We start from the raw sequence: 20,635 nt of genomic DNA, 5'->3' as shown, positions 1-20,635 counted from the left end.
GTCACTTCCCCGAGCCGAAGCCGAAGCCGTTGGCTCCTTCGACCTTGGCACGCAGCCGCTTGCCCTTCTCGGTGGCCTGGTCGTTCAGGTCCTGCTGGAAGTCCCGCATGCGGGAGAGGAGCTCCTCGTCGTGCGCGGCCAGGATGCGGGCCGCCAGCAGGCCGGCGTTGCGCGCGCCGGCGACGGAGACCGTGGCCACGGGGACGCCGGCCGGCATCTGGACGATGGACAGGAGGCTGTCCATGCCGTCGAGGTACTTCAACGGGACCGGGACGCCGATGACCGGCAGCGGTGTGACCGAGGCGAGCATGCCGGGCAGGTGGGCGGCGCCGCCCGCGCCGGCGATGATCACCTTCAGGCCGCGGTCGGCCGCCTGCTCGCCGTACGTGATCATCTCGCGGGGCATACGGTGCGCGGAGACGACGTCGACCTCGTAGTCGATCTCGAACTCGTCGAGGGCCTTGGCGGCGGCCTCCATGACGGGCCAGTCGGAGTCCGACCCCATGACGATGCCAACAACGGGGCTCATTCGGTGATCGTGCCTCTCAGATAACCGGCAGCGTGACGTGCGCGCTCAAGGACGTCGTCCAGGTCGTCGCCGTAGGTGTTGACGTGGCCGACCTTGCGGCCGGGCTTCACGTCCTTGCCGTACATGTGGATCTTGAGCTGGGGGTCGCGGGCCATGCAGTGCAGGTACGCGGAGTACATGTCGGGGTAGTCGCCGCCGAGGACGTTGACCATCACGGTCCACTTGGCACGCGGGCGCGGGTCGCCGAGCGGGAGGTCGAGGACGGCGCGTACGTGGTTGGCGAACTGGGAGGTGATCGCGCCGTCCATCGTCCAGTGGCCCGAGTTGTGCGGGCGCATCGCCAGCTCGTTGACGAGGATGCGGCCGTCGCGGGTCTGGAACAGCTCGACGGCGAGGTGACCGACGACGTCCAGTTCCTTGGCGACGGTGAGGGCCAGCTGCTCGGCCTTGAGCGCGAGGGCCTCGTCGAGGTCGGGGGCGGGGGCGATGACCGTGTCGCAGACGCCGTTGACCTGGCGGGACTCGACCACCGGGTAGGCGACGGCCTGGCCGTGCGGGGAGCGTACGACGTTGGCGGCGAGCTCGCGCACGAAGTCGACCTTCTCCTCGGCGAGCACGGGCACACCGGCGCGGAACGGTTCTGCGGCCTCCTCCACGGAGTCCACGACCCATACGCCCTTGCCGTCGTAGCCGCCGCGGACGGTCTTGAGCACGACGGGGAAGCCGTCGCCCTCGGCACCTTCGGGAAGGCCTTCCGCCGCGAACGCCGCCACGTCCTGCGGGTCGCTCACGATGCGGTGCCGTGGGCAGGGCACTCCGATCGCGTCGAGCTTTGCGCGCATCACCCCCTTGTCCTGGGCGTGCACCAGCGCGTCCGGGCCCGGGCGGACGGGGATGCCGTCCGCCTCCAGTGCCCTGAGGTGCTCGGTTGGCACATGTTCGTGATCGAAGGTGATCACATCGCACCCGCGTGCGAACTCGCGCAGCGTGTCGAGGTCGCGATAGTCGCCGATGACGACATCGCTCACGACCTGCGCCGCGGAATCCTGAGGGGTGTCACTGAGGAGCTTGAACCTGATGCCCAACGGGATGCCCGCCTCGTGTGTCATACGAGCGAGCTGGCCCCCGCCGACCATGCCGACTACCGGGAACGTCACGCCCCTAGGGTATCGGCCACGACGGGGCGACCCTCTTACCGGACTTTTCCCGGCGTCTTCCCGACCTATGAGCTCGCGCACAGGCAATCGCCGAGGGGGGTGGTTAGCATGGCTGGGTTGACGAAACCGACCGACAAATCGACCGACAGGAGCCTTCACGACCATGGGACGTGGTTCCTCGGGGCTTCATGCGGCGCCTCCGGTACCCCGCAGTGCCGTACGGCAGCGCGTCGACCGGCTGGTGCGTGAGGTCGCCAAGTTCGGCGCGGTGGGCGGGACGGGGGTCCTGGTCAACTTCCTCGTGTTCAACCTGGTACGGCATGTGACCGACCTCCAGGTGGTGCGGGCGAGCGTCATCGCGACCGTCGTCGCGACCTTCACCAACTACGTGGGCTACCGCTACTTCACGTACCGCAGCCGCGACAAGAGCCGTCGCACCAAGGAGCTGAGCCTGTTCCTGCTGTTCAGCGTGGTCGGTCTGGTGATCGAGAACGGTGTGCTGTACGCGGCGACGTACGGGTTCGGCTGGGACAGTCCGCTGCAGAGCAACATCTTCAAGTTCCTCGGCATCGGTATCGCGACGTTGTTCCGGTTCTGGTCGTACCGGACGTGGGTGTTCCGTGCACTGCCGGCGGAGGAGCCGGTGACAGCCGCGGAATCGTTCCTGGAGACGCGGCGGCGGCAGCCCGAGAAGCCGAGGGTCAGGCAGCGAGTGGGGTGACCCGCTCAATCTCCCCCACGTCCCCCACGGGCTGAATCACACCGGCCGGCGCTGCGAAGCCGTTCCCCGCGGCCACCTGACCGTCGGCGCGGTCACCTGACCGTCGGCCCCGAATCCTGCGTCGGCTTCTTCGCCGGGGGTGTGCGGGAGAGGAAGAGGGCGATGACCGGGGGCTTGGTCTGGAGCATCTCCAGCCGGCCGCCGTCCGCCTCCGCGAGGTCGCGGGCCACCGCGAGGCCGATGCCGGTGGAGTTGCGGCCGCTGATGGCGCGCTCGAAGATGCGGGCGCCCAGGTCCGCCGAGATGCCCGGGCCCTCGTCCGTGACCTCGATGACCGCCTGGTTGCCGGTGACGCGGGTGCGCAGCGCCACCGTGCCGCCGCCGTGCATGAGGGAGTTCTCGATCAGCGCGGCGAGGACCTGCGCGACCGCGCCCGGCGTGCCGACCGCCTGGAGGTGGCGCTTGCCCGAGCTGACGATCGCCCGGCCGGCGCTGCGGTACGCCGGCCGCCACTCCGCCAGCTGCTGCTGGATGACCTCGTCGAGGTCGAAGGTGACGGCGGAGCCGCTGCGCGGATCACGGGAGTTGGTGAGCAGGCGTTCCACCACGTCCGTGAGGCGCTCCACCTGCGTCAGGGCGATCGTCGCCTCCTCCTTCACCGTGTCGGGATCGTCGGTGAGGGTGATCTCCTCCAGGCGCATGGACAGCGCGGTGAGGGGGGTGCGCAGCTGGTGGGAGGCGTCCGCGGCGAGGCGGCGTTCCGCCGTCAGCATGCGTGCGATGCGCTCGGCGGAGGAGTCCAGCACGTCCGCCACCCGGTCCAGCTCCGGGACGCCGTACCGCTTGTGCCGGGGGCGCGGGTCGCCCGAGCCGAGGCGTTCCGCCGTCTCCGCGAGGTCGGTGAGCGGGGAGGCGAGGCGGTTCGCCTGGCGCACCGCCAGCAGGACCGCCGCGATCACCGCCAGCAGCGCCACCGCCGCGATGATCAGCAAGGTACGGCCGACCTCCCGCGTCACCGACGAGCGCGGCTCCTGCACGGTGACCGTCTCGCCCTCCTCGCCCGTTTCACGGGCGCTGATGACGTCGCCGGTCGGCTTGGTGCCCACCTCGATCACCGGCTTCCCCGGGATCCGGATCTCGGCGTAACGGTCCCCCTGGATCTGGTCCCGCAGCACCGACGCGTCCACGGTCTCCTCACCGAGCAGCCGGCTGTCCACGATGCTGACCAGCCGGACCGCCTCGGTGTCGACGCGTTCCTGCGCGGTGCTGGTGATCGTCCGGGTCTCGACGATGACGAGTGACACGCCGAAGACGGCGATCACGACGAGCACGACCGCGAGGGTGGACTGGATGAGACGGCGACGCACGGTGTGATCCTTCGAGCGAGAACTTCACGCCGCCCGGCAGGGCGACGCCCCCGGGGGGCGCGGGGCGGCATCGAGACATGCGGCTCCGCCGCGCGGGCGCGACCAGCCCACGACGACCCGCAGTCGCGCACGAGGCTCGGCCCCACGGCGGGTGGGGCGCCGCCTAACTCTTCTCGAACCGGAAACCCACACCGCGCACCGTCGCGATGTACCGCGGATTGGCCGCGTCGTCGCCCAGCTTCTTGCGGAGCCACGAGATGTGCATGTCGAGCGTCTTGGTCGACGACCACCAGGTCGTGTCCCAGACCTCCCGCATCAGCTGGTCCCGGGTGACGACCCGCCCCGCGTCGCGCACGAGCACCCGCAGCAGGTCGAACTCCTTGGCCGTGAGCTGGAGCTCCTCGTCCCCCATCCACGCCCGGTGCGACTCGACGTCGATCCGCACGCCGTGGGTGGCGGGCTGCTGCTGCGGCTCCGCCGCCCCGCGCCGGAGCAGGGCCCGGACCCGGGCGAGCAGCTCGGCGAGCCGGAACGGCTTGGTGACGTAGTCGTCGGCGCCCGCGTCCAGGCCCACGACGGTGTCCACCTCGTCGGCGCGCGCGGTCAGGATGAGGATCGGCACGGTGTGACCGTCGGCACGCAGCCGGCGGGCCACCTCCAGGCCGTCCATGCCGGGCAGGCCGAGGTCCAGCACGACCAGGTCGACTCCGCCCTGCATTCCCGCGTCGAGCGCGGTGGGGCCGTCCTCCCGCACCTCGACCTCGTACCCTTCCCGGCGCAGTGCGCGGGCCAGCGGCTCCGAAATGGACGCGTCGTCCTCGGCGAGCAGTACACGGGTCATGAGCTGATGGTAGTCCGCCCATGACAAGAGCCGGGGTGTGATCCGAGGTCTTGATTCTTACCGGGTTCTGGCGTGTCCCTTACCCTCGACCCCCTGTGGTACAGACCATACGTTCGAGGTGGGATCCTGGAAAGGACCTTGGAAAGGATGCCTACGGTTCCCCCGACACCTGTGATCCGTGTCTCAAGTCCTTCCATATCCGGCGGTGTCCTGACGTATGGTGACTCCACGCCTGTATCACTGCGGGGACCTTCGGCGCACTTGACGCTGAGGGTCTCTTTCATGTGCGGACTGAAAAGGAAAGACCTGTGGCCGGGCCCCCCGAAGGCGGGCCGTACCCGCCGGCGCCGGCCGCCCCCCACCGGGCGCGCGACCGTTCTGTGTCGACGCGCGTCCCGACCAGCAAGGATCGACCATGGCGTCCAGCCTGACGAAGGACTCGGCCTCCCCGGGCACCCCCGGATCCGAGAAGACCTTCTTCGGCCACCCCCGCGGTATGGCCACGCTTTTCATGACGGAGATGTGGGAGCGCTTCTCCTGGTACGGAATGCGCGGCATCCTCGTCCTCTACTTGATCGCGGGTGTCCTCGACGGCCCCCTGGCCGGCCGGGAAGCCCTGGCCGCCTCGATCTACGGTGTGTACAACGCGGTCGTGTACATGGCCGCCATGCCCGGTGGCTGGGTCGCGGACCGCCTCTGGGGCGCCCGCAAGGCCGTGCTCGTCGGCGGCATCGTCATCGCCGCCGGCCACTTCACGCTGGCCATCCCGGCGGACATCGCCTTCTTCTGCGGTCTCGGCCTGATCGCGATCGGCACCGGCCTGCTGAAGCCGAACATCTCCGCGATGGTCGGCGGCCTCTACGAGGGCCAGCCCAGCGCCCGCCGCGACGCCGGCTTCACCCTCTTCTACATGGCGATCAACATCGGCGGCATGGCCGCTCCGCTGGTCGTCGGCTACCTCGGCGAGAACGTCGACTGGCACCTCGGCTTCGGTGTCGCCGGTGTCGGCATGACCCTCGCCGTCATCCAGTACGTCCTCGGCGGCCGCCACCTCGGCGACATCGGCAAGCACCCCGGCACCCCGGCCTCCCCCGAGGAGAAGCGCGCCGCGCTGCGCAAGGTCGCGCTGTGGGGCGGCATCGCCGTCGCCGCGCTGGTCGTGGACATCGCGCTGGGCACGTACGACATCGAGCACATCGTCAACGTGCTCGCCATCCTCGGCATCGTGGTCCCGATCGTCTACTTCGTGACGATGTACCGGAACCCTGCCCTGGCCACGGAGGACAAGCCGAAGATCCAGGCCTTCGCCTGGTTCTTCGCCACCGCCGTGCTGTTCTGGATGATCTACGACCAGTCCGGCTCGCTGCTGACGATCTTCGCGGACGGCAAGACCGACCGCATGATCGGCGGCTGGGAGTTCCCGGCGTCCTGGTACCAGTCGGTGAACCCGGCCATGGTCATCGTGCTGGCCCCCCTCTTCGCCGCGCTGTGGGTGAAGCTGGCCCGGCGCGACCGCGAGCCCAGCACGCCCATGAAGTTCGCCCTGGCGATGCTCCTCATCGGTGGCTCGTTCGGCATCATGGGCCTGGCCGGCGCCGCCGCCGCGAACAGCGACACGGGCAAGGTCACCGTCTTCTGGCTGCTGAGCGTCTACCTGGTGCAGACCCTCGGCGAGATGTGCCTGTCGCCGGTGGGCCTGTCCCTGTCGACGAAGCTCGCGCCGAAGCAGTTCGTGGGCCAGATCATGGGTCTGTGGTTCCTGGCCACCGCGACGGGCAACGCGCTCAACGGCTGGACCACCAAGCTCAACGCTCCGCTGGGTGACGCCGTGTACTACACGATGTGGGCCGTCATCGCCGTTGCCGCCGGGCTGGCCTTCATGATGGCCGGGCGGAAGATCCGGGCGCTGATGGGCGACGTGCGGTAACGCTGCGCCGGCTGAGCCGAGGGAGGCCGTTGCACCTAGGTGGGTGCAACGGCCTCCTGCGTTGCGGTTCGCCTATTCGCCGTAGGGGGCAGTGTCCGTCGCGGCTACAGGTCGTGTGTGGCTGGTCGCACCCACGCGGCGGAGCCGCAAATCGATAGAGCCCCGCGCCCCTTCAGGTCGGCTAGCGCATCGTGCGTCGGGGCATAAAGGTGAATACCGCGCCGCCCAGCAAGAGCGCCGTCCCGGCGATCAGGCCCAGGGCCTTCAGGGAACCGTGGTCCTCCGCTCCCGTCGCGGCCAGACCCCCGTCCGTCGACGAACCGCCCGCCGAACCCCCGGCCGAGCCGCCGCCCGATGCCCCGCTCGCCTGCTCGGTCGTGTCCAGCGTCAGGGAGACCTCGGTCTTCGTCGGCGTGCATGTCGTCGTCGTGCCCAGGGCCTTGACCGTCAGGACGCCCGGGGAGAGGGTCGTCTCGCCGCTCGCGCCCGGCTTGTAGGTGCCCGTCAGGTCCGGGATCTCGATCGGGTCGCCCGCCTTGATGGCCTCGGAGTTGGTCGGGCCCTCGACATGGACCGTGCCCTTGTCCGCGCCGCCCAGGACGACCTCCATCGACGGCTTGACCGAGTCCTTGGGGATCTCGGCGGGGCTGTCCATCACCGACTTCTTGAACTGGACGGTGAGGTCGAAGTCGCCGCCGTTCTTCCTGGCGTCGATCTGGACCGGCGAGGTCGCGTTCTTGTCGCCGATCGGTGTCTTGCACTCGTAGGGGACCTGGACCTCCTTGCCCGTGAAGTCGGTCTGGCCGCCGCCGTCTCCGCCGCCGCCCGTGCTCGACGAACCGCCTCCCCCGGCAGCCCCGCCCGTCTCGGTCGCGCTCGGCGCCGGGCTGGACGGACTACCCGTCGGCGGGCCGGTGGGCACGCTCGTCGGCAGCGTCGGGACGACCGTGGGCAGCCCTCCCGTAGTACCGCCCGAACTCCCGCCCGCGTCCATGACCTTGATCGTCGCCGCCGGCTTCACCGTCTCCTTCGGCGTGCACTTGGTGTCCGTGGAGATCGGCTTGTTGACGTTGATGTTGTACGCGTCCGGCGTGAGGGTCACCTCGCCCGGTGCCGTCAGCTTCAGCCTGCCCTTCATGTCGGACAGCTTCATGTCGCTGTTCTTGGGGATCGGCGGGTTCTGCCGGGGCCCCTCCATGGCGATGGCAGCGGTCTGCGCGCCTGCCGCCTTCAAGGTTCCCGTCGGCTGGACCGTGTCCTTCTCCAGGTCGAGGATGTCGGGGTTCCTGGACGCCGCCTGGACGAACTTCCAGACGATCTCGACCTCGTCGCCGACCTTCGCCTCGGCGGGCGCGGTGATCTCCACCTTCGTCGTGCCCCGCACCGGCGGCAGCCCGGAGATGGCGGGCGGCACGCACTCGGTCGCGTACGCCACCTCGGCGGCCTGGGCGGGCCCGGCGGCCACGCCGAGCACGATGCCCGCGCCGCCGAGCATCAGGGCGACGCCCGCCGCGCCTGTTCTTCCCGGGCTCGCCGGTGTGACTCTCCTTCGCTTGCTCACGGGGGTCCCTTCCTGGTGGGAGTCGCAGGACTCGTCGGGCTGTCGTCGTGCGGTGCGGAGAGCCGACCGGCCGTGCCCGGGTCGTTGTCCGGGGTGAACCACGGCAGGGTCGAGGACATCGAGTGCTTCGCCTCCGCGCGGGGCCTCAACCCCGGCAGGCGATGGGCCGGTTCGGGCAGGCGGAGCCGGCGACGGCGGGCGGTCCGCCGCGGGCGTACCCGGTCCACCACCGCCATTCCGGCGCGGAACACCGCGGCCGGTACGACCAGGAGGACCAGAATCCAGAACAGCGTCACACCCCAGGGCCGGCCCACGCCCCAGGGCTGTTCGGCCATCACCTTGCCGCCGTACTTCAGGGAGACGGTGTAGTCGCCGTGCGCCCCGGCGGCGAGCTCCACCGGCAGCTCGATCCGTGCCTTGCCGCCCGGCCGGATCGTGCCGCGCCACTGCTGTTCCTCCCACTGCGGGGCGAACACGCCGTGGGAGGTGCCGACCTGGAAGACCGGGTTCTGCACGGGCGAGGTGCCCACATTGCCGACGGTGAAGACGAGCGTGCGGGCGGGCGGCGCGCCGAACCAGGTGAGCAGACCGTCGGTGCCGTCCAGCCGGGTGTCGGTGAGGACCGACAGGCGTCCGCCCGTGGGCTCCGCGGGCAGCGGCTCGACCGCGTGCCCGGCCACCTGGAAGACCGCGTCGGCCTCGGCCTTCGCCCCGGTGACCGTCGCGACGTGCACCACGCACGGGCAGGGCACCGGCGGCTCGGCCACCGGCAGTTTCCTGCTGAAGCGTCCTTCGGCGTCCGTCGTCACGGCCCTGCCGTCCGCGTTGGCGCAGGAGTTGGTGCCGCCGGTCACGCCCGTCGAGGGCACGGCCTGGCCGCAGATCAGCAGCATCAACAGGGTGCGCGGACGCCAGCCGCCGCCGGTGACGGTGAGCGAACCGCCCGTCCCCGCCTGCGACTTGGAGAGCTTCACGGTGGGCGGGCCGTCCGCGGCCGACCCGGTCCCGGCCGCCACCGGCAACAGCAGCGCCAGCACCGCCGCCAGCGCCGCGATCCGCGCCCTGCCGTTCACGTCCGCGCTCCCGTCAGCTCGGCTTCGGCGTACGGCCGCTCGGCACTCGCGGCCACCTCACCGTCGTACGGCCCACGGCGTCTGCGAAGTCGTACGACGAAGAGGGCGCCCGCCGCCGACACGGCCGCCGCGGCCCACGCCACCGCGCCCCACGGCACGAACCTCGCCGACGCCTCCGCCGTGTCGCGCGCCCCGCCCGCCGCCGTCACCGTCAGCCGCACCTCGACCGCGTCGAGGGCGGGCCGGCCGGGCCAGGGCTCGGTGAGCTTCGTACGGCTGCCCGGGGGCAGGTCGACGGGGAGGGTGCGCGGGGCGCGGTCGAGGAGGCGGCCGAAGAGGCCGTCGGCGCGGACCGCGAGCCGCGGGGTGAGGGCTGTCGTACCGCGGTTGACCAGCTCGTACGTGATGCCGTCGCCGCGTACCGCCACATGCTCGACGGTCAGCGCGGACAGTTCGGGGAAGTCCGCGCGGAGTCGGAGTCCGACGCGCCGGTCGCGGCCGTCCGTGTCGCGGGCGACGATCTCGACGGTGCGGTCGGCGGCCGGGACGGTCACCGTGAAGGGGACGTCGGCGCGGGTGCGGGCCGGGACGCGTACCGTCCCGTCCGCGAAGGTGACGCCGGGGGCGTGCAGTCGGACCGTGACCGGTGCGCCGCTCCGGTTGGTCACGGACACGCTGTCCTCCAGGACCGTCCCGGGCGGGCCTTCGCCGTAGAAGGACGGCCGTGCACCGCCCGAGGGCATGACGGACCATCCGTCGGCGGCGGTCGCCGTGGGGGCGGCGCCCAGCAGAACCAGCAGCGACAGACCCAGGGCGGGGGCGGCTGACGACATCGGCGGCTCCAGCGGTGTCGGACGGGTGGGTCAGCGGCGTGCCGGCTGCCCCCTCCGCGTCAGCCACAGGGCGCCCGCCGCGCCCGCGAGCAGGACCGTTCCGCCGAGGGTGCCGAGGGCGATCGCCGAGTCCTCGGGGCCGGTCTGCGGGAGTTCGGCGCCGGAGCCGGAGCCGTTCTGGGTCCCACTGCCCGCTCCGGCACCGCTCGCCGCCGTGACGTCGAGGGTCAGCGACGGACCGGGGCTGTTGGTGGGCGTGCAGGTGGTCGTCGTACCGAGGGCCTTGATGGTGAGCACGCCCGCCGTGAAGGTGACCTTGCCGGTCTTCTTCGGGGTGTACGTGCCGGTCAGGTCGTTGATCTTGATGGGGGTGTCGGCGGGAATCGCCTCCTGGTTGGCCGGGCCGGTCACCGCCAGGGTGCCGCTGTCGGCGCCGCCCAGCTTGATGGTGGCGCTCGGGTTCATCGCGCCCTTGCCCAGTTCGACCGGGCTGGACGAGACGCCCTTCTGCCAGGACATGGTGATCTTGTAGCCGCTGCCGCTCTTGACGCCCTTGATGTCGATGGGCGAGACGGCGCTCTTGTCGCCGATGGGCGTCTTGCAGGCGTAGTTGACGTCGACGACCTCGGCCCGGGCCGCAGGGGCGGCCATCAACACCGCCGAGCCGGCCAGGGCCGCGGCGGTCGCGAGCGCGGCGGTTCGCTTCTGCTTCGACACGGTCCCCTCATTCCTGACGGCACATCAGATCGGCCGTCAAGGTACGCCCGGGGCCTTGAGGAGGGAAGACACGGCGCACACCGGAGTTGTGACGATCCGGCGTGCGCGAGAAGGGGCTCGGGTGGAGGGCCGCCCGTCACGGGCCCCCGGGTAACACGAGGTGCTCCGTCACGCCGTAGTCCGACAGGCGTCGCGCATCAGGCCGCGGTCCGTCCGGCCCCGCCACGGCCGCCGCCCCGTTCCCCGTACGGCCGGAAAGGCGCCCTACGCCGGTGCGCCCAGCTCCGCCCAGACCGTCTTGCCCGCGACCCCCGGCGTCCGTACGACCCCCCAGTCCAGGCAGAGCCGCTGCACGATGAACATGCCGTGGCCGCCGGGGCGGCCCGCGCGGTGCGGGGTGCGGGGTGCGGGCTGGCCGGTGCCGCGGTCGGAGACCTCGACGCGGATCACCTTGTTGTCGCAGGCGATCCACAGCTCGGCGGGCCCCTCGGCGTGCAGACAGGCGTTGGTGACCAGCTCGGAGACGACCAGCAGCACGTCCTCGGCGGCGGCCCGCTGGTCGGCGGTGGCGGCGGGCAGCCAGCCCCACGCGTACAGCGCCTGGCGGGCGAAGTCACGGGCGAGCGGGACGACCCCGCTCTGGCCTTCGAAGTCCAGCCGACGGACCTGACGCCCCACCGACGGCTCGGCGGACGACTCGGGCCCCCCGGACGCCCCGGAAGCGCCGCTGGGCTCAGGGCCGCGGTCGCCCGGCGAGAAAGGCCGGGTGGTGCTCATCAGCGCTTCACCTCACCGATTCACCAGTTCAACGTTCACACAATTCGGAAGTCAGTACGCAGAGTCAGTACGCCAGTACACAATCCTTGCCTGATAGGTCGGTCACAGGCGCCCCGGCCCCCGGTGGCCGACATCACAGCCGACAGGTTCAGGGTGTCTCCTGCCCGACCGGGCCGAGGGAACACCCCCGTTTTCGGGACGAATGATGTGACGTCTGATGCAGCGTCGGGCGCGGGGCTCAACCCGACCCGCCGGCCTCGTCGGCCAGGGCGTCGGCGAGCGAGTCGTGGACCGTGAAGACCGCCTCGGCCCCTGTGATCTCGAACACACGCGCAACGACGGGCAGCATGCCCGCCAGATGCACTCCGCCTCCGGCGGCCTCCGCCTTCAGGCGCGCCCCGAGCAGGACGTTCAGCCCCGTGGAGTCGCAGAACTCAAGCCGCGAGCAGTCGACGACCAGTCGACTGAAGCCCTTGTCGAGGCAGCCCTCAAGTGGTTCACGCAACAAATCGGCGGTGTGGTGGTCCAACTCACCCGCCGGGGTCACGACGGCGCTGGAGCCCTCTTCCCGCACCTCGACCAGAAGTCGGCCAGACTGTGCGCTGCCGACCGTCCCGCGGTCCATGCCGTGTCTCACTCCCGACGTCGTGGCTGCTGACTGACGCTCTCGAACACTACGCCTTCACTACGCCCTCCAACACCCGAACATCCACCCAGAAACGGACATTTCGGAACAGAGCGCACTTGCGGCGGACTCCGGAAAGCGGGTAGGGCTAGTAGAGACACGTAACCGACTCGGCCGGCTTTGGAGGCGCCGCACACCGCAGTGCACGCACAGGCTTCGGCAGCCATATGCCGAGAACGATGGAGGACATCATGTCACCCCGGCTCGACGCATCGCATACCCCCAGCGCGACGTCGGCATCCCTACCGGAACATCTGGATCCCATCGAGCGCAGCAGCGCCGTACACCCTGAACAGGACTTCGCTCAGGACGACGTACTCGCCGGGCTTCCGGACATCCCCCCGTACGACGAGGTGGGGCCGGTGGACGCGCGGGCCCTGTCCAAGACCCTCTTCGCGCGGCTGGAGTCGCTGGAGGAAGGGACCCACGAGTACTCGTACGTCCGCAACACGCTCGTCGAACTCAACCTCGCGCTGGTCAAGTTCGCCGCCTCCCGCTTCCGCTCGCGCAGCGAGCCGATGGAGGACATCATCCAGGTCGGCACCATCGGCCTCATCAAGGCGATCGACCGCTTCGAACTCAGCCGTGGCGTGGAGTTCCCCACCTTCGCGATGCCGACCATCATCGGTGAGATCAAGCGCTTCTTCCGCGACACGTCGTGGTCGGTGCGGGTGCCGAGGAGGCTGCAGGAGCTGCGGCTCGACCTCGCCAAGGCCGGCGACGAACTGGCCCAGAAGCTGGACCGCGCACCGACGGTGGCGGAACTGGCGGAGCGCCTCGGTCTGACCAACGACGAGGTCGTCGAGGGCATGGCGGCATCGAACGCGTACACCGCCTCGTCGCTGGACGCCCAGCCCGAGGAGGACGACGCCGAGGGCGCGCTGGCCGACCGGATCGGCTACGAGGACCACGGCATCGAAGGCATCGAGTACGTCGAGTCGTTGAAGCCGCTCATCGCCGAACTCCCGCCGAGAGACCGCAAGATCCTCTCCCTGCGGTTCGTCGCGGGGATGACCCAGTCGGAGATCGGCGACGAACTCGGCATCTCGCAGATGCATGTGTCGCGGCTGCTGTCGCGCACCTTGATCCGGCTCCGAAAGGGGCTGACGGTCGAGGAGTGACGACCGCTCACGCGGTGGGTCCGCCCCGCTGACCCGCACTGTGCCCGGTGCCCCGCCGAAATTCGTCGGCCGGACACCGGGCACAGTGCGTTCGGGATTGGTTCATTGGTTACCCGCAGAAACCCTTTCCCCACGCCTTCCCTTCCTCCACTATGAGCCGTCATACCCGCCGGTAGCCCAGGGCTTCGGGCGGGTCGCAAGGCTGCAAGGAGGCAGGCGCATGGCTCGGGCCGACGACGGCGGGGACCGTGGCAGCGGGACGCACGAGGGCGTGTCCGACGCCCGGCTCACCGAACTGCTGCGCGCCGACACGGCCACCGCGTACTCCGCGCTCCAGGAGCTCCGCGCCCGCCATCACGCCCCCGTCCTCGGCTATGCCCGCCTGTGCACCCCGAACGAGTCCATGGCGCGGCAGTTGGCGGCCCAGGCGTTCACGCTGGCGGCCCGTCAGACCGCGCACGGCATCGACCCCGGGCTCCCCTGGCGGCACCGGCTCCTGCTGCTGACGGCCCGGTCGGCCGGGACCTGGGCCATGGACGAACGGGCGGCGGGCCTCGACGCGAGCCTGCTGCTCGTCCTGAACACGGCCGGCCCCGCCGGCCCCGTCCCGCCCATGCTCACGGCGTTCCAGTCCCTGCCGTCCCGCATCCAGGGCCTGCTCTGGTACGGGATCGTGGAGCGGGAGCCGGTGGAACGGACGGCCGGTCTCCTGGGCCTGACCCGCGAGGACGTGACGTACGGCCTCGAACCGGCACTGCAGCAGCTGTCCCGGGCCTGCCTGCGCACCCGCCTCGCCGCCTCCGACGACCCGGACTGCCCCGACTTCGGCCGCCTCATCGAGGAGTCCGTACGGCCGGACAGCCCCCGCGACAGCGCCGACCTGCACGGCCACATGGCGCGCTGCCCGCACTGCTCGACGGCCTACGAGGAGTTGTCGGCGGTGCGGGACATGCCCCGCACCGCACTGGCGGAGGGGCTGCTGCCCTGGAGCGGGGCGGGCTACTTGGCGGGTGCGGCCGGGGAGCGGGAGGCCGTCCTTGCTGCGGCGGACGGGGCTCGGCCCGCACAGCGGCGCCGGTTCGCTCTGGTGTCGGCGGCGCTCGGGGCGGCGTTGGTGCCGCTGATCGCCCTCCTGGTGGCGCAGGGCGGTTCGCCGTCGTCGCAGGATCCGGTGGCCTCGGTCGGCACTCCGGTGAGTGTGCCTACGGTGGCGGTGACGGTGACGGCCACAGTGTCGGCGACGCCGTCGGCCTCGCCGCGCTCACCCTCGCCGTCGCTCTCGCCCTCACCTTCGCCCTCGCGCAGCTCCAAGTCACCGTCCCCGACGAGGAGTCCGACGCCGACGAAGACCGCCCGCCCGAAGCCGACCCCCTCCCCCGCACACCCGCCGAACGGCACCTACGCCCAGATCGTGAACGTCGCCACGGGACTGTGCCTGGACATCGACGGCGCCCCCGGGAACGGCACGGACGTCGTCACGGCCACCTGCACGTCCGCTCGCGACCAGCGGTGGCGGGTCGACTTCGAACGCGGCCTGCTCCAGTCGTACGCCTACCCCGACTTCTGCCTGGACAGCCGGGGCTCCGTGTACCGGGGCGTCGGCATCTGGACCTGCGGCTCCGTCTACGGCAGCAACGGACAGAACCTGATGTTCTGGGTGGACTCCCGCGGGGCGATCCATCCCGTCATCGCCCCGGACCACGCACTGACCCCGAGCGCGGACAGATCGCTGTCCCTGGTGGGGGACGCGGGCCGGGCGGAACAGCGGTGGCGGGCGGGGGCCTCCTGATTCAGAGGACCCGCAGCCCCCGCCGCCACACCCCGCTGACCAGCGGAACCCCCGGCCGGTAGGCCAGGTGCACATGGCTCGGGGCGTCGAGCAGGAGCAGGTCGGCGCGGGCGCCCGCTGACAGGCGGCCGATGTCCTCGCGCCGCAGTGCCGCCGCCCCGCCCGCCGTGGCCGACCACACCGCCTCGTCCGGGGTCATCCTCATGTCCCGTACCGCGAGCGCGATGCAGAAGGGGACGGAGGAGGTGAAGGACGAGCCCGGGTTGCAGTCGGTGGACAGGGCGACGGTGACGCCCGCGTCGAGGAGGCGGCGGGCGTCGGGCCACTGGGCGCGGGTGGAGAACTCGGCGCCGGGGAGGAGGGTGGCGACCGTACGGCTGTTGGCCAGGGCGTCGACGTCCGCGTCCGTGAGATGGGTGCAGTGGTCGGCGCTGGCGGCGTCGAGTTCGACGGCCAGCTGCACGCCGGGGCCGTAGGAGAGCTGGTTGGCGTGGACGCGGGGGTGCAGGCCCCTGGCCTTGCCCGCGGTGAGGATCGCGCGGGCCTGGTCGCCGTCGAAGGCGCCCTTCTCGCAGAAGACGTCGATCCAACGGGCGTACGGCGCACAGGCGTCGAGCATCTCGCCGGTGACGAGGGCGACATAGGCGGCCGGGTCGTCGGCGTGGTCGGGGGAGACGATGTGGGCCCCGAGGTAGGTGACCTCGTCGGTGTGGGCGGCGGCGATGCGCAGCGCCCGGGCCTCGTCCTGGACCGTCAGGCCGTAGCCGGACTTGGTCTCGAAGGTGGTGGTGCCCTGGTGCAGGGCCTCGGTGAGGTAGCGGGTGAGGTTGCGTTCGAGCTCCTCGTCGGTGGCGGCGCGGGTGGCGGCGACGGTCGTACGGATACCGCCCGCGCTGTACGGCCGCCCCGACATCCGGGCGTTGAACTCCTGCGTCCGGTCGCCCGCGAAGACCAGGTGGGAGTGGGAGTCGACGAAGCCGGGGAGGACCGCGCGGCCACCAGCGTCGACCCGATTGTCAGTGGCGGGTGCTTTGCTTTGATCACCGGTCCACGCGACGCGGTCGCCTTCGATGACGACGGCCGCGTCCTGGATCAGTCCGAGGGGGGATCCGTCACCGAGGGAGGGGTCGTTGGTGACCAGGGCGGCGATGTTGGTGATGAGCGTGCTCGCGGTGCTCGCGGAGTGGGCGGGGCTGACGGTCGTCGCGTTGCTCATGGCGTCCTTGCTGGCCTGGTCGGCGGTGGGGTCGGGTTCGGGAGCGGGGGCGGGCCGCGCGGGTGGGCGGCCCGGGGTCATCCGCGCAGCGCTTCGACGGCGTCCGCGAGGGCTTTCGGCACATCCGGTACGAGGGTGTGGACCCCGTCCCGTACGACATGCCGGCCGCCCACGACCGTATGCGACACGTCTGCTGCCGACGCAGCGAATACGGCCGTCTCGGCCCCGAGCCGCGGAAGCGGCCCTGCCGTCCTGACCGAGTCGAGCGCGATCGTGACGAGGTCGGCGCGGGCGCCGGGCTCGATGGTGCCCGCGTCGTCCCAGCCGAGGGCCGCGTGGCCGTCGGCGGAGGCCGCCCGCAGGAGGGCCGCCGCCGTCCAGTGACCTCGCGTACGGGTGCGCAGGCGCTCGTTCAGCTCCATCGCGCGGGCCTCTTCGAACAGGTCGATCACGGCGTGGCTGTCGGAGCCGAGGGAGAGCGGAGAGCCCTCGTTCTGCAGGGCGACGGCCGGCCCGATGCCGTCCGCGAGGTCCCGCTCGGTCGTCGGGCACATACAGGTGCCGGTGCCGCTGCCGCCGATCAGGGAGATGTCCTCGGCGGTGAGGTGGGTGTTGTGGACACCGGTGGTGCGCGGGCCGAGGACGCCGTGCAGGGCGAGCAGCTGCGTCGGGGTGCAGCCGTGGACCTCCAGGCATGCCTCGTTCTCGGCGGTCTGCTCGGACAGGTGCACATGGAGCGGGGCCCGCCGCTCCTCGGCCCAGCGGGCGACTGTTCCGAGTTGGCCGGCGGGCACGGCCCGCACCGAGTGGATCGCCGCCCCGATCCGTGCGTGATCGCGCTCCTTGAGAACTGAACAGCGTTCGGCCCAGGCCTCGGCGTTCCCGTCGGAGAAGCGCAGCTGGTGGGTGTTGGGGGGCTGTCCGAAGCCGGAGGAGAGGTAGGCGGTGTCGAGGAGGGTGATCCGAATGCCGGCTTCGGCGGCGGCCGCGATGAGGGCCTCGCCCATGGCGTTGGGGTCGGCGTACGGGGTGCCGCCCGGGGCGTGGTGGACGTAGTGGAACTCGCCGACGGCGGTGATGCCGGCGAGGGCCATCTCCGCGTACACGGCGCGGGCGAGGGCGTGGTACGTCTCCGGGGTCAGCCGGTCGGCGACGGAGTACATGACCTCGCGCCAGGTCCAGAAGGTGCCGGAGCCGACCTGGACGGTGCCGCGCAGGGCGCGGTGGAAGGCGTGCGAGTGGGCGTTCGCCAGCCCGGGGAGAGTCAGTCCGCGGAGGATCTCGGCGCCGGGGGGCGGGGTGGGGACCTCGGTCCGCACGGCGGTGATGCGGCCGGCCTCCGTGTCCACGGCGACGCCCGGCTCGACGTGCGTGCCGAGCCAGGCGTGTTCCAGCCAGTACGTACCGCTGTGCCGGGTGGGCGTCACGAGCAGGCCAGTCCTTCCAGTACGTCGGCGAGGGCGATGACTCCGGCCACGCAGTCGTCCTCGGTGGCGAACTCGGCCGGGGAGTGCGAGACGCCCGTCGGGTTGCGTACGAACAGCATGGCGGTCGGGATGCTCCCGGAGAGGATTCCGGCGTCGTGTCCGGCTCCGGTACCCAGGACGGGCACGGTGATGTCGGTCTGCTTGCCCAGGATGCGGGCGAGTTCGTCGCGCAGGGCGTGGTCGAACTCGACGACGGGCGTGAAGGACTCCCGGACGACGTCGAGGTCGATGCCGTGGGCCGCCGCGTACTCCCGGGCGGCCCTCTCGATGCCGTCGACCACGCGGTCGAGGCTGTCCTGGTCCTCGGCACGGGAGTCGAGCCAGCCGCGCACCAGGGAGGGGATGGCGTTGACGCCGTTGGGCTCGACGGCGATCTTGCCGAAGGTGGCGACCGCTCCGGCGAGCTCCGCCTCCCGGCGGGCGGCGAGCACGGTCTCGGCGTACGACAGCATCGGGTCGCGCCGGTCCACGAGCCGTGTGGTCCCCGCGTGGTTGGCCTCGCCCCGGAAGTCGAACCGCCACCGGCCGTGCGGCCAGATGGCACTGGCGATACCGACCCGGTCGCCGGACAGGTCGAGGGCGCGGCCCTGCTCGACGTGCAGTTCCACGAAGGCGCCGATGCGGGAGAGCCGCTCGGGGTCGGCGCCGATGGCGTCGGGGTCGTACCCGGCGGTCTCCATGGCCCGGGGCAGGCTGGTCCCGTCCCCGTCGGTCAGTTTGTGGGCGTCCTCGACGCTGAGCCGCCCGGCGGTCAGCCGGGACCCGACGCAGGCGAGCCCGAAGCGGGCGCCCTCTTCGTCGCCGAAGTTGACGACGGCGAGGGGCTTGGTGAACGCGACCCGGCGGGCCCGGAGTTCATCGAGGGCGGCGAAGGACGACACGACCCCGAGGGGCCCGTCGAAGGCCCCACCGTCCGGCACGGAGTCGAGGTGCGACCCGGTGACGACCGCGTCCCCGGCGGCGGGGTCCCCGAGCCAGGCCCACTGGTTCCCGTTCCGGTCGACCTCGTAGGCCAGCCCACGCGCTTCGGCCTGCGCCTTGAACCAGGCCCGGCATTCGAGGTCCACCCCGGTCCAGGCGAAGCGGCGGTAGCCGCCGGAGGCGGAGCTGCGGCCCATGGGCAGCAGCTCCGCCCACATGCTGTGGAACGTCACGCGTCTTCACCTTCACGCATGGGCACTCGCACGCCCCGCTCATCGGCCACCGACTCCGCGATGTCGTACCCGGCGTCCACGTGCCGGATGACGCCCATGCCCGGGTCGTTCGTCAGCACCCGGCGGATCTTCTCGCCGCCGAGCTTCGTGCCGTCGGCCACCGTCACCTGGCCGGCGTGGATGGACCGCCCCATGCCCACGCCGCCGCCGTGGTGGATGGACACCCAGGACGCGCCGGAGGCCACGTTCACCATGGCGTTCAGCAGCGGCCAGTCGGCGATCGCGTCCGAGCCGTCGAGCATGGCCTCGGTCTCGCGGTACGGAGAGGCGACGGAACCGCAGTCCAGGTGGTCGCGGCCGATGGCCAGCGGGGCCGTCAGCTCACCGCCGGCCACCATGTCGTTGAAGCGCTCGCCCGCCTTGTCCCGCTCGCCGTAGCCGAGCCAGCAGATGCGGGCGGGCAGCCCCTGGAAGTGCACCCGCTCCCCCGCCATCTTGATCCAGCGGGCCAGGGACTCGTTCTCCGGGAACAGCTCCAGGATCGCCTTGTCGGTCCTGGCGATGTCGGCCGGGTCGCCCGACAGGGCCGCCCACCGGAAGGGGCCCTTGCCCTCGCAGAAGAGCGGGCGGATGTAGGCCGGCACGAAGCCCGGGAAGGCGAACGCCCGGTCGTATCCGGCGAGCTGCGCCTCGCCCCGGATCGAGTTGCCGTAGTCGAAGACCTCGGCGCCGGCGTCCATGAAGCCGACCATGGCCTCGACGTGCCTGGCCATGGATTCCCGGGCCCGGGTGGTGAAGCCGGCCGGGTCCTTGGCGGCGTAGGAGGCCATCTCGTCGAAGTCGACGCCCAGCGGCAGGTAGGCCAGCGGGTCGTGGGCGGAGGTCTGGTCGGTGACGATGTCGATGGGGGCGCCCATCGCGAGGAGCTGCGGGACCAGTTCGGCGGCGTTGCCGAGGACACCGATGGACAGCGGACGGCGGGCGTCACGGGCCTCCACCGCCAGCTGCAACGCATGGTCCAGCGAGTCGGCCTGCACATCCAGGTAGCGGTGCTCGATACGCCGCTCGATGGCGCGCGGGTCGCAGTCGATGCACAGGGCGACACCGTCGTTCATGGTCACGGCGAGCGGCTGGGCACCGCCCATGCCGCCGAGACCGGCGGTGAGGGTGATCGTCCCGGCGAGGGTGCCGCCGAACTTCTTCGCGGCGACGGCGGCGAAGGTCTCGTAGGTGCCCTGGAGGATGCCCTGGGTGCCGATGTAGATCCAGGAGCCGGCCGTCATCTGGCCGTACATGGTGAGGCCGAGGGCCTCCAGGCGGCGGAACTCCTCCCAGTTGGCCCAGTCGCCGACGAGGTTGGAGTTGGCGATGAGAACGCGCGGGGCCCACTCGTGGGTCTGCATGACGCCGACCGGGCGACCGGACTGGACGAGCATGGTCTCGTCCTGCTTGAGGGTCCTCAGGGTGCGGACCATGGCGTCGAAGGAGCGCCAGTCCCGGGCCGCCTTGCCCGTGCCGCCGTAGACGACGAGCTTGTCGGGGTGCTCGGCGACTTCGGGGTCGAGGTTGTTCTGCAGCATCCGCAGGGCGGCTTCCTGCTGCCACCCCAGGGCGCTCAGTTCCGTGCCGCGCGGCGCTCGGACGGGGCGGGGTCCTGACATGGTCTGCCTCCCAGCGGAC

18 protein-coding genes are annotated in these 20,635 nt (G+C 71.3%); 4 read left to right on the top strand and 14 right to left on the bottom strand.

All coding sequences use genetic code 11. The features are described from left to right. Position 1: 1 nt before the first annotated feature. Positions 2 to 529, bottom strand: a complete 528-nt coding sequence (gene purE / locus AQI70_RS25710; RefSeq protein WP_200865662.1) for a 5-(carboxyamino)imidazole ribonucleotide mutase — start codon at positions 527 to 529, stop codon at positions 2 to 4. After that, positions 526 to 1,686 carry a 5-(carboxyamino)imidazole ribonucleotide synthase gene (locus AQI70_RS25705; protein ID WP_208607441.1) on the bottom strand — a complete coding sequence of 387 codons (1,161 nt, stop codon included), beginning with the start codon at positions 1,684 to 1,686 and terminating at the stop codon, positions 526 to 528. The genes purE and AQI70_RS25705 overlap by 4 nt, the downstream gene beginning before the upstream one ends. A 163-nt stretch (positions 1,687 to 1,849) precedes the next feature. Here AQI70_RS25705 and AQI70_RS25700 point away from each other — a divergent pair, with 163 nt between their 5' ends. Next, on the top strand, positions 1,850 to 2,407 hold the full coding sequence (locus AQI70_RS25700; protein WP_062154026.1) for a GtrA family protein: 558 nt from the start codon (positions 1,850 to 1,852) through the stop codon (positions 2,405 to 2,407). Between the two features lie 92 nt (positions 2,408 to 2,499). Here the strand turns inward: AQI70_RS25700 and AQI70_RS25695 are convergent, their stop codons facing one another. Continuing rightward, positions 2,500 to 3,774 (bottom strand): ATP-binding protein, encoded by a 1,275-nt coding sequence (locus tag AQI70_RS25695; RefSeq protein WP_062154024.1) that lies wholly within the window; start codon positions 3,772 to 3,774, stop codon positions 2,500 to 2,502. A 163-nt stretch (positions 3,775 to 3,937) separates the two neighbouring features. After that, positions 3,938 to 4,615, bottom strand: a complete 678-nt coding sequence (locus AQI70_RS25690; protein WP_062154022.1) for a response regulator transcription factor — start codon at positions 4,613 to 4,615, stop codon at positions 3,938 to 3,940. 415 nt (positions 4,616 to 5,030) lie between these two features. Between AQI70_RS25690 and AQI70_RS25685 the strand changes: the two genes are divergently transcribed. Further along, positions 5,031 to 6,542 carry a peptide MFS transporter gene (locus AQI70_RS25685; protein WP_062154021.1) on the top strand — a complete coding sequence of 504 codons (1,512 nt, stop codon included), beginning with the start codon at positions 5,031 to 5,033 and terminating at the stop codon, positions 6,540 to 6,542. A gap of 181 nt (positions 6,543 to 6,723) precedes the next feature. On the opposite strand, the gene AQI70_RS25680 is transcribed toward AQI70_RS25685, so the two are convergent. The 6 genes from AQI70_RS25680 to AQI70_RS25655 all read right to left on the bottom strand — a co-directional run bounded on the left by AQI70_RS25680 (position 6,724) and on the right by AQI70_RS25655 (position 12,128). Next, positions 6,724 to 8,037, bottom strand: a complete 1,314-nt coding sequence (locus AQI70_RS25680) for a hypothetical protein (RefSeq protein WP_062154019.1) — start codon at positions 8,035 to 8,037, stop codon at positions 6,724 to 6,726. Positions 8,038 to 8,099: 62 nt separating this feature from the next. Further along, positions 8,100 to 9,176 carry a hypothetical protein gene (locus tag AQI70_RS25675; RefSeq protein ID WP_062154016.1) on the bottom strand — a complete coding sequence of 359 codons (1,077 nt, stop codon included), beginning with the start codon at positions 9,174 to 9,176 and terminating at the stop codon, positions 8,100 to 8,102. Further along, the gene (locus AQI70_RS25670) at positions 9,173 to 10,009 is read right to left on the bottom strand and encodes a hypothetical protein (protein ID WP_062154014.1); all 837 of its coding nucleotides are present in this window, start codon (positions 10,007 to 10,009) and stop codon (positions 9,173 to 9,175) included. The genes AQI70_RS25675 and AQI70_RS25670 overlap by 4 nt, the downstream gene beginning before the upstream one ends. A gap of 30 nt (positions 10,010 to 10,039) precedes the next feature. Next, entirely contained in the window at positions 10,040 to 10,726 is a 687-nt protein-coding gene (locus tag AQI70_RS25665; protein WP_062154012.1) for an LPXTG cell wall anchor domain-containing protein, read from the bottom strand. Between the two features lie 264 nt (positions 10,727 to 10,990). Beyond that, positions 10,991 to 11,503 (bottom strand): ATP-binding protein, encoded by a 513-nt coding sequence (locus AQI70_RS25660; protein WP_062154009.1) that lies wholly within the window; start codon positions 11,501 to 11,503, stop codon positions 10,991 to 10,993. A 238-nt stretch (positions 11,504 to 11,741) separates the two neighbouring features. Beyond that, positions 11,742 to 12,128 carry an STAS domain-containing protein gene (locus AQI70_RS25655; RefSeq protein WP_062154007.1) on the bottom strand — a complete coding sequence of 129 codons (387 nt, stop codon included), beginning with the start codon at positions 12,126 to 12,128 and terminating at the stop codon, positions 11,742 to 11,744. Between the two features lie 239 nt (positions 12,129 to 12,367). Between AQI70_RS25655 and AQI70_RS25650 the strand changes: the two genes are divergently transcribed. Next, on the top strand, positions 12,368 to 13,309 hold the full coding sequence (locus AQI70_RS25650) for an RNA polymerase sigma factor SigF (protein WP_004000672.1): 942 nt from the start codon (positions 12,368 to 12,370) through the stop codon (positions 13,307 to 13,309). 220 nt (positions 13,310 to 13,529) lie between these two features. Further along, positions 13,530 to 15,098 (top strand): RICIN domain-containing protein, encoded by a 1,569-nt coding sequence (locus tag AQI70_RS25645; RefSeq protein ID WP_062154005.1) that lies wholly within the window; start codon positions 13,530 to 13,532, stop codon positions 15,096 to 15,098. Position 15,099: 1 nt separating this feature from the next. Here AQI70_RS25645 and hutI read toward each other — a convergent pair whose 3' ends face one another. Genes hutI through hutU form a run of 4 tightly spaced genes read right to left on the bottom strand, consistent with a single transcriptional unit; the run spans position 15,100 to position 20,616 of the window. Continuing rightward, positions 15,100 to 16,395 (bottom strand): imidazolonepropionase, encoded by a 1,296-nt coding sequence (hutI, locus tag AQI70_RS25640; protein ID WP_062154003.1) that lies wholly within the window; start codon positions 16,393 to 16,395, stop codon positions 15,100 to 15,102. Next, a complete protein-coding gene (locus tag AQI70_RS25635; RefSeq protein ID WP_062154001.1) occupies positions 16,392 to 17,741 on the bottom strand; it encodes a formimidoylglutamate deiminase in 1,350 nt (449 codons plus the stop codon). The genes hutI and AQI70_RS25635 overlap by 4 nt, the downstream gene beginning before the upstream one ends. Continuing rightward, positions 17,738 to 18,940 (bottom strand): allantoate amidohydrolase, encoded by a 1,203-nt coding sequence (locus tag AQI70_RS25630; protein ID WP_062154168.1) that lies wholly within the window; start codon positions 18,938 to 18,940, stop codon positions 17,738 to 17,740. Before AQI70_RS25630 ends, AQI70_RS25635 begins: the two co-directional genes overlap by 4 nt. An 11-nt stretch (positions 18,941 to 18,951) precedes the next feature. Continuing rightward, positions 18,952 to 20,616: a urocanate hydratase gene (gene hutU, locus AQI70_RS25625; protein ID WP_062153999.1), complete on the bottom strand. Its 1,665-nt coding sequence runs from the start codon at positions 20,614 to 20,616 to the stop codon at positions 18,952 to 18,954. Between the last annotated feature and the right edge of the window lie 19 nt (positions 20,617 to 20,635).

The organism is Streptomyces curacoi, assembly GCF_001513975.1.
Lineage (GTDB): Bacteria > Actinomycetota > Actinomycetes > Streptomycetales > Streptomycetaceae > Streptomyces > Streptomyces curacoi.
Note: the sequence above shows the minus strand (reverse complement) of the source record. Positions and strands in the feature narration are given on the sequence as shown.

Coding starts and splice junctions, on each gene's coding strand:
- AQI70_RS25630 (WP_062154168.1), bottom strand. CDS start 18,940: ATGTGGGCGGAGCTGCTGCCCATGGGCCGCAGCTCCGCCTCCGGCGGC.
- AQI70_RS25690 (WP_062154022.1), bottom strand. CDS start 4,615: ATGACCCGTGTACTGCTCGCCGAGGACGACGCGTCCATTTCGGAGCCG.
- hutU (WP_062153999.1), bottom strand. CDS start 20,616: ATGTCAGGACCCCGCCCCGTCCGAGCGCCGCGCGGCACGGAACTGAGC.
- AQI70_RS25650 (WP_004000672.1), top strand. CDS start 12,368: ATGGAGGACATCATGTCACCCCGGCTCGACGCATCGCATACCCCCAGC.
- AQI70_RS25645 (WP_062154005.1), top strand. CDS start 13,530: ATGGCTCGGGCCGACGACGGCGGGGACCGTGGCAGCGGGACGCACGAG.
- AQI70_RS25655 (WP_062154007.1), bottom strand. CDS start 12,128: ATGGACCGCGGGACGGTCGGCAGCGCACAGTCTGGCCGACTTCTGGTC.
- AQI70_RS25680 (WP_062154019.1), bottom strand. CDS start 8,037: ATGCTCGGCGGCGCGGGCATCGTGCTCGGCGTGGCCGCCGGGCCCGCC.
- purE (WP_200865662.1), bottom strand. CDS start 529: ATGAGCCCCGTTGTTGGCATCGTCATGGGGTCGGACTCCGACTGGCCC.
- AQI70_RS25685 (WP_062154021.1), top strand. CDS start 5,031: ATGGCGTCCAGCCTGACGAAGGACTCGGCCTCCCCGGGCACCCCCGGA.
- AQI70_RS25660 (WP_062154009.1), bottom strand. CDS start 11,503: ATGAGCACCACCCGGCCTTTCTCGCCGGGCGACCGCGGCCCTGAGCCC.
- AQI70_RS25700 (WP_062154026.1), top strand. CDS start 1,850: ATGGGACGTGGTTCCTCGGGGCTTCATGCGGCGCCTCCGGTACCCCGC.
- hutI (WP_062154003.1), bottom strand. CDS start 16,395: ATGACCCCGGGCCGCCCACCCGCGCGGCCCGCCCCCGCTCCCGAACCC.
- AQI70_RS25670 (WP_062154014.1), bottom strand. CDS start 10,009: ATGTCGTCAGCCGCCCCCGCCCTGGGTCTGTCGCTGCTGGTTCTGCTG.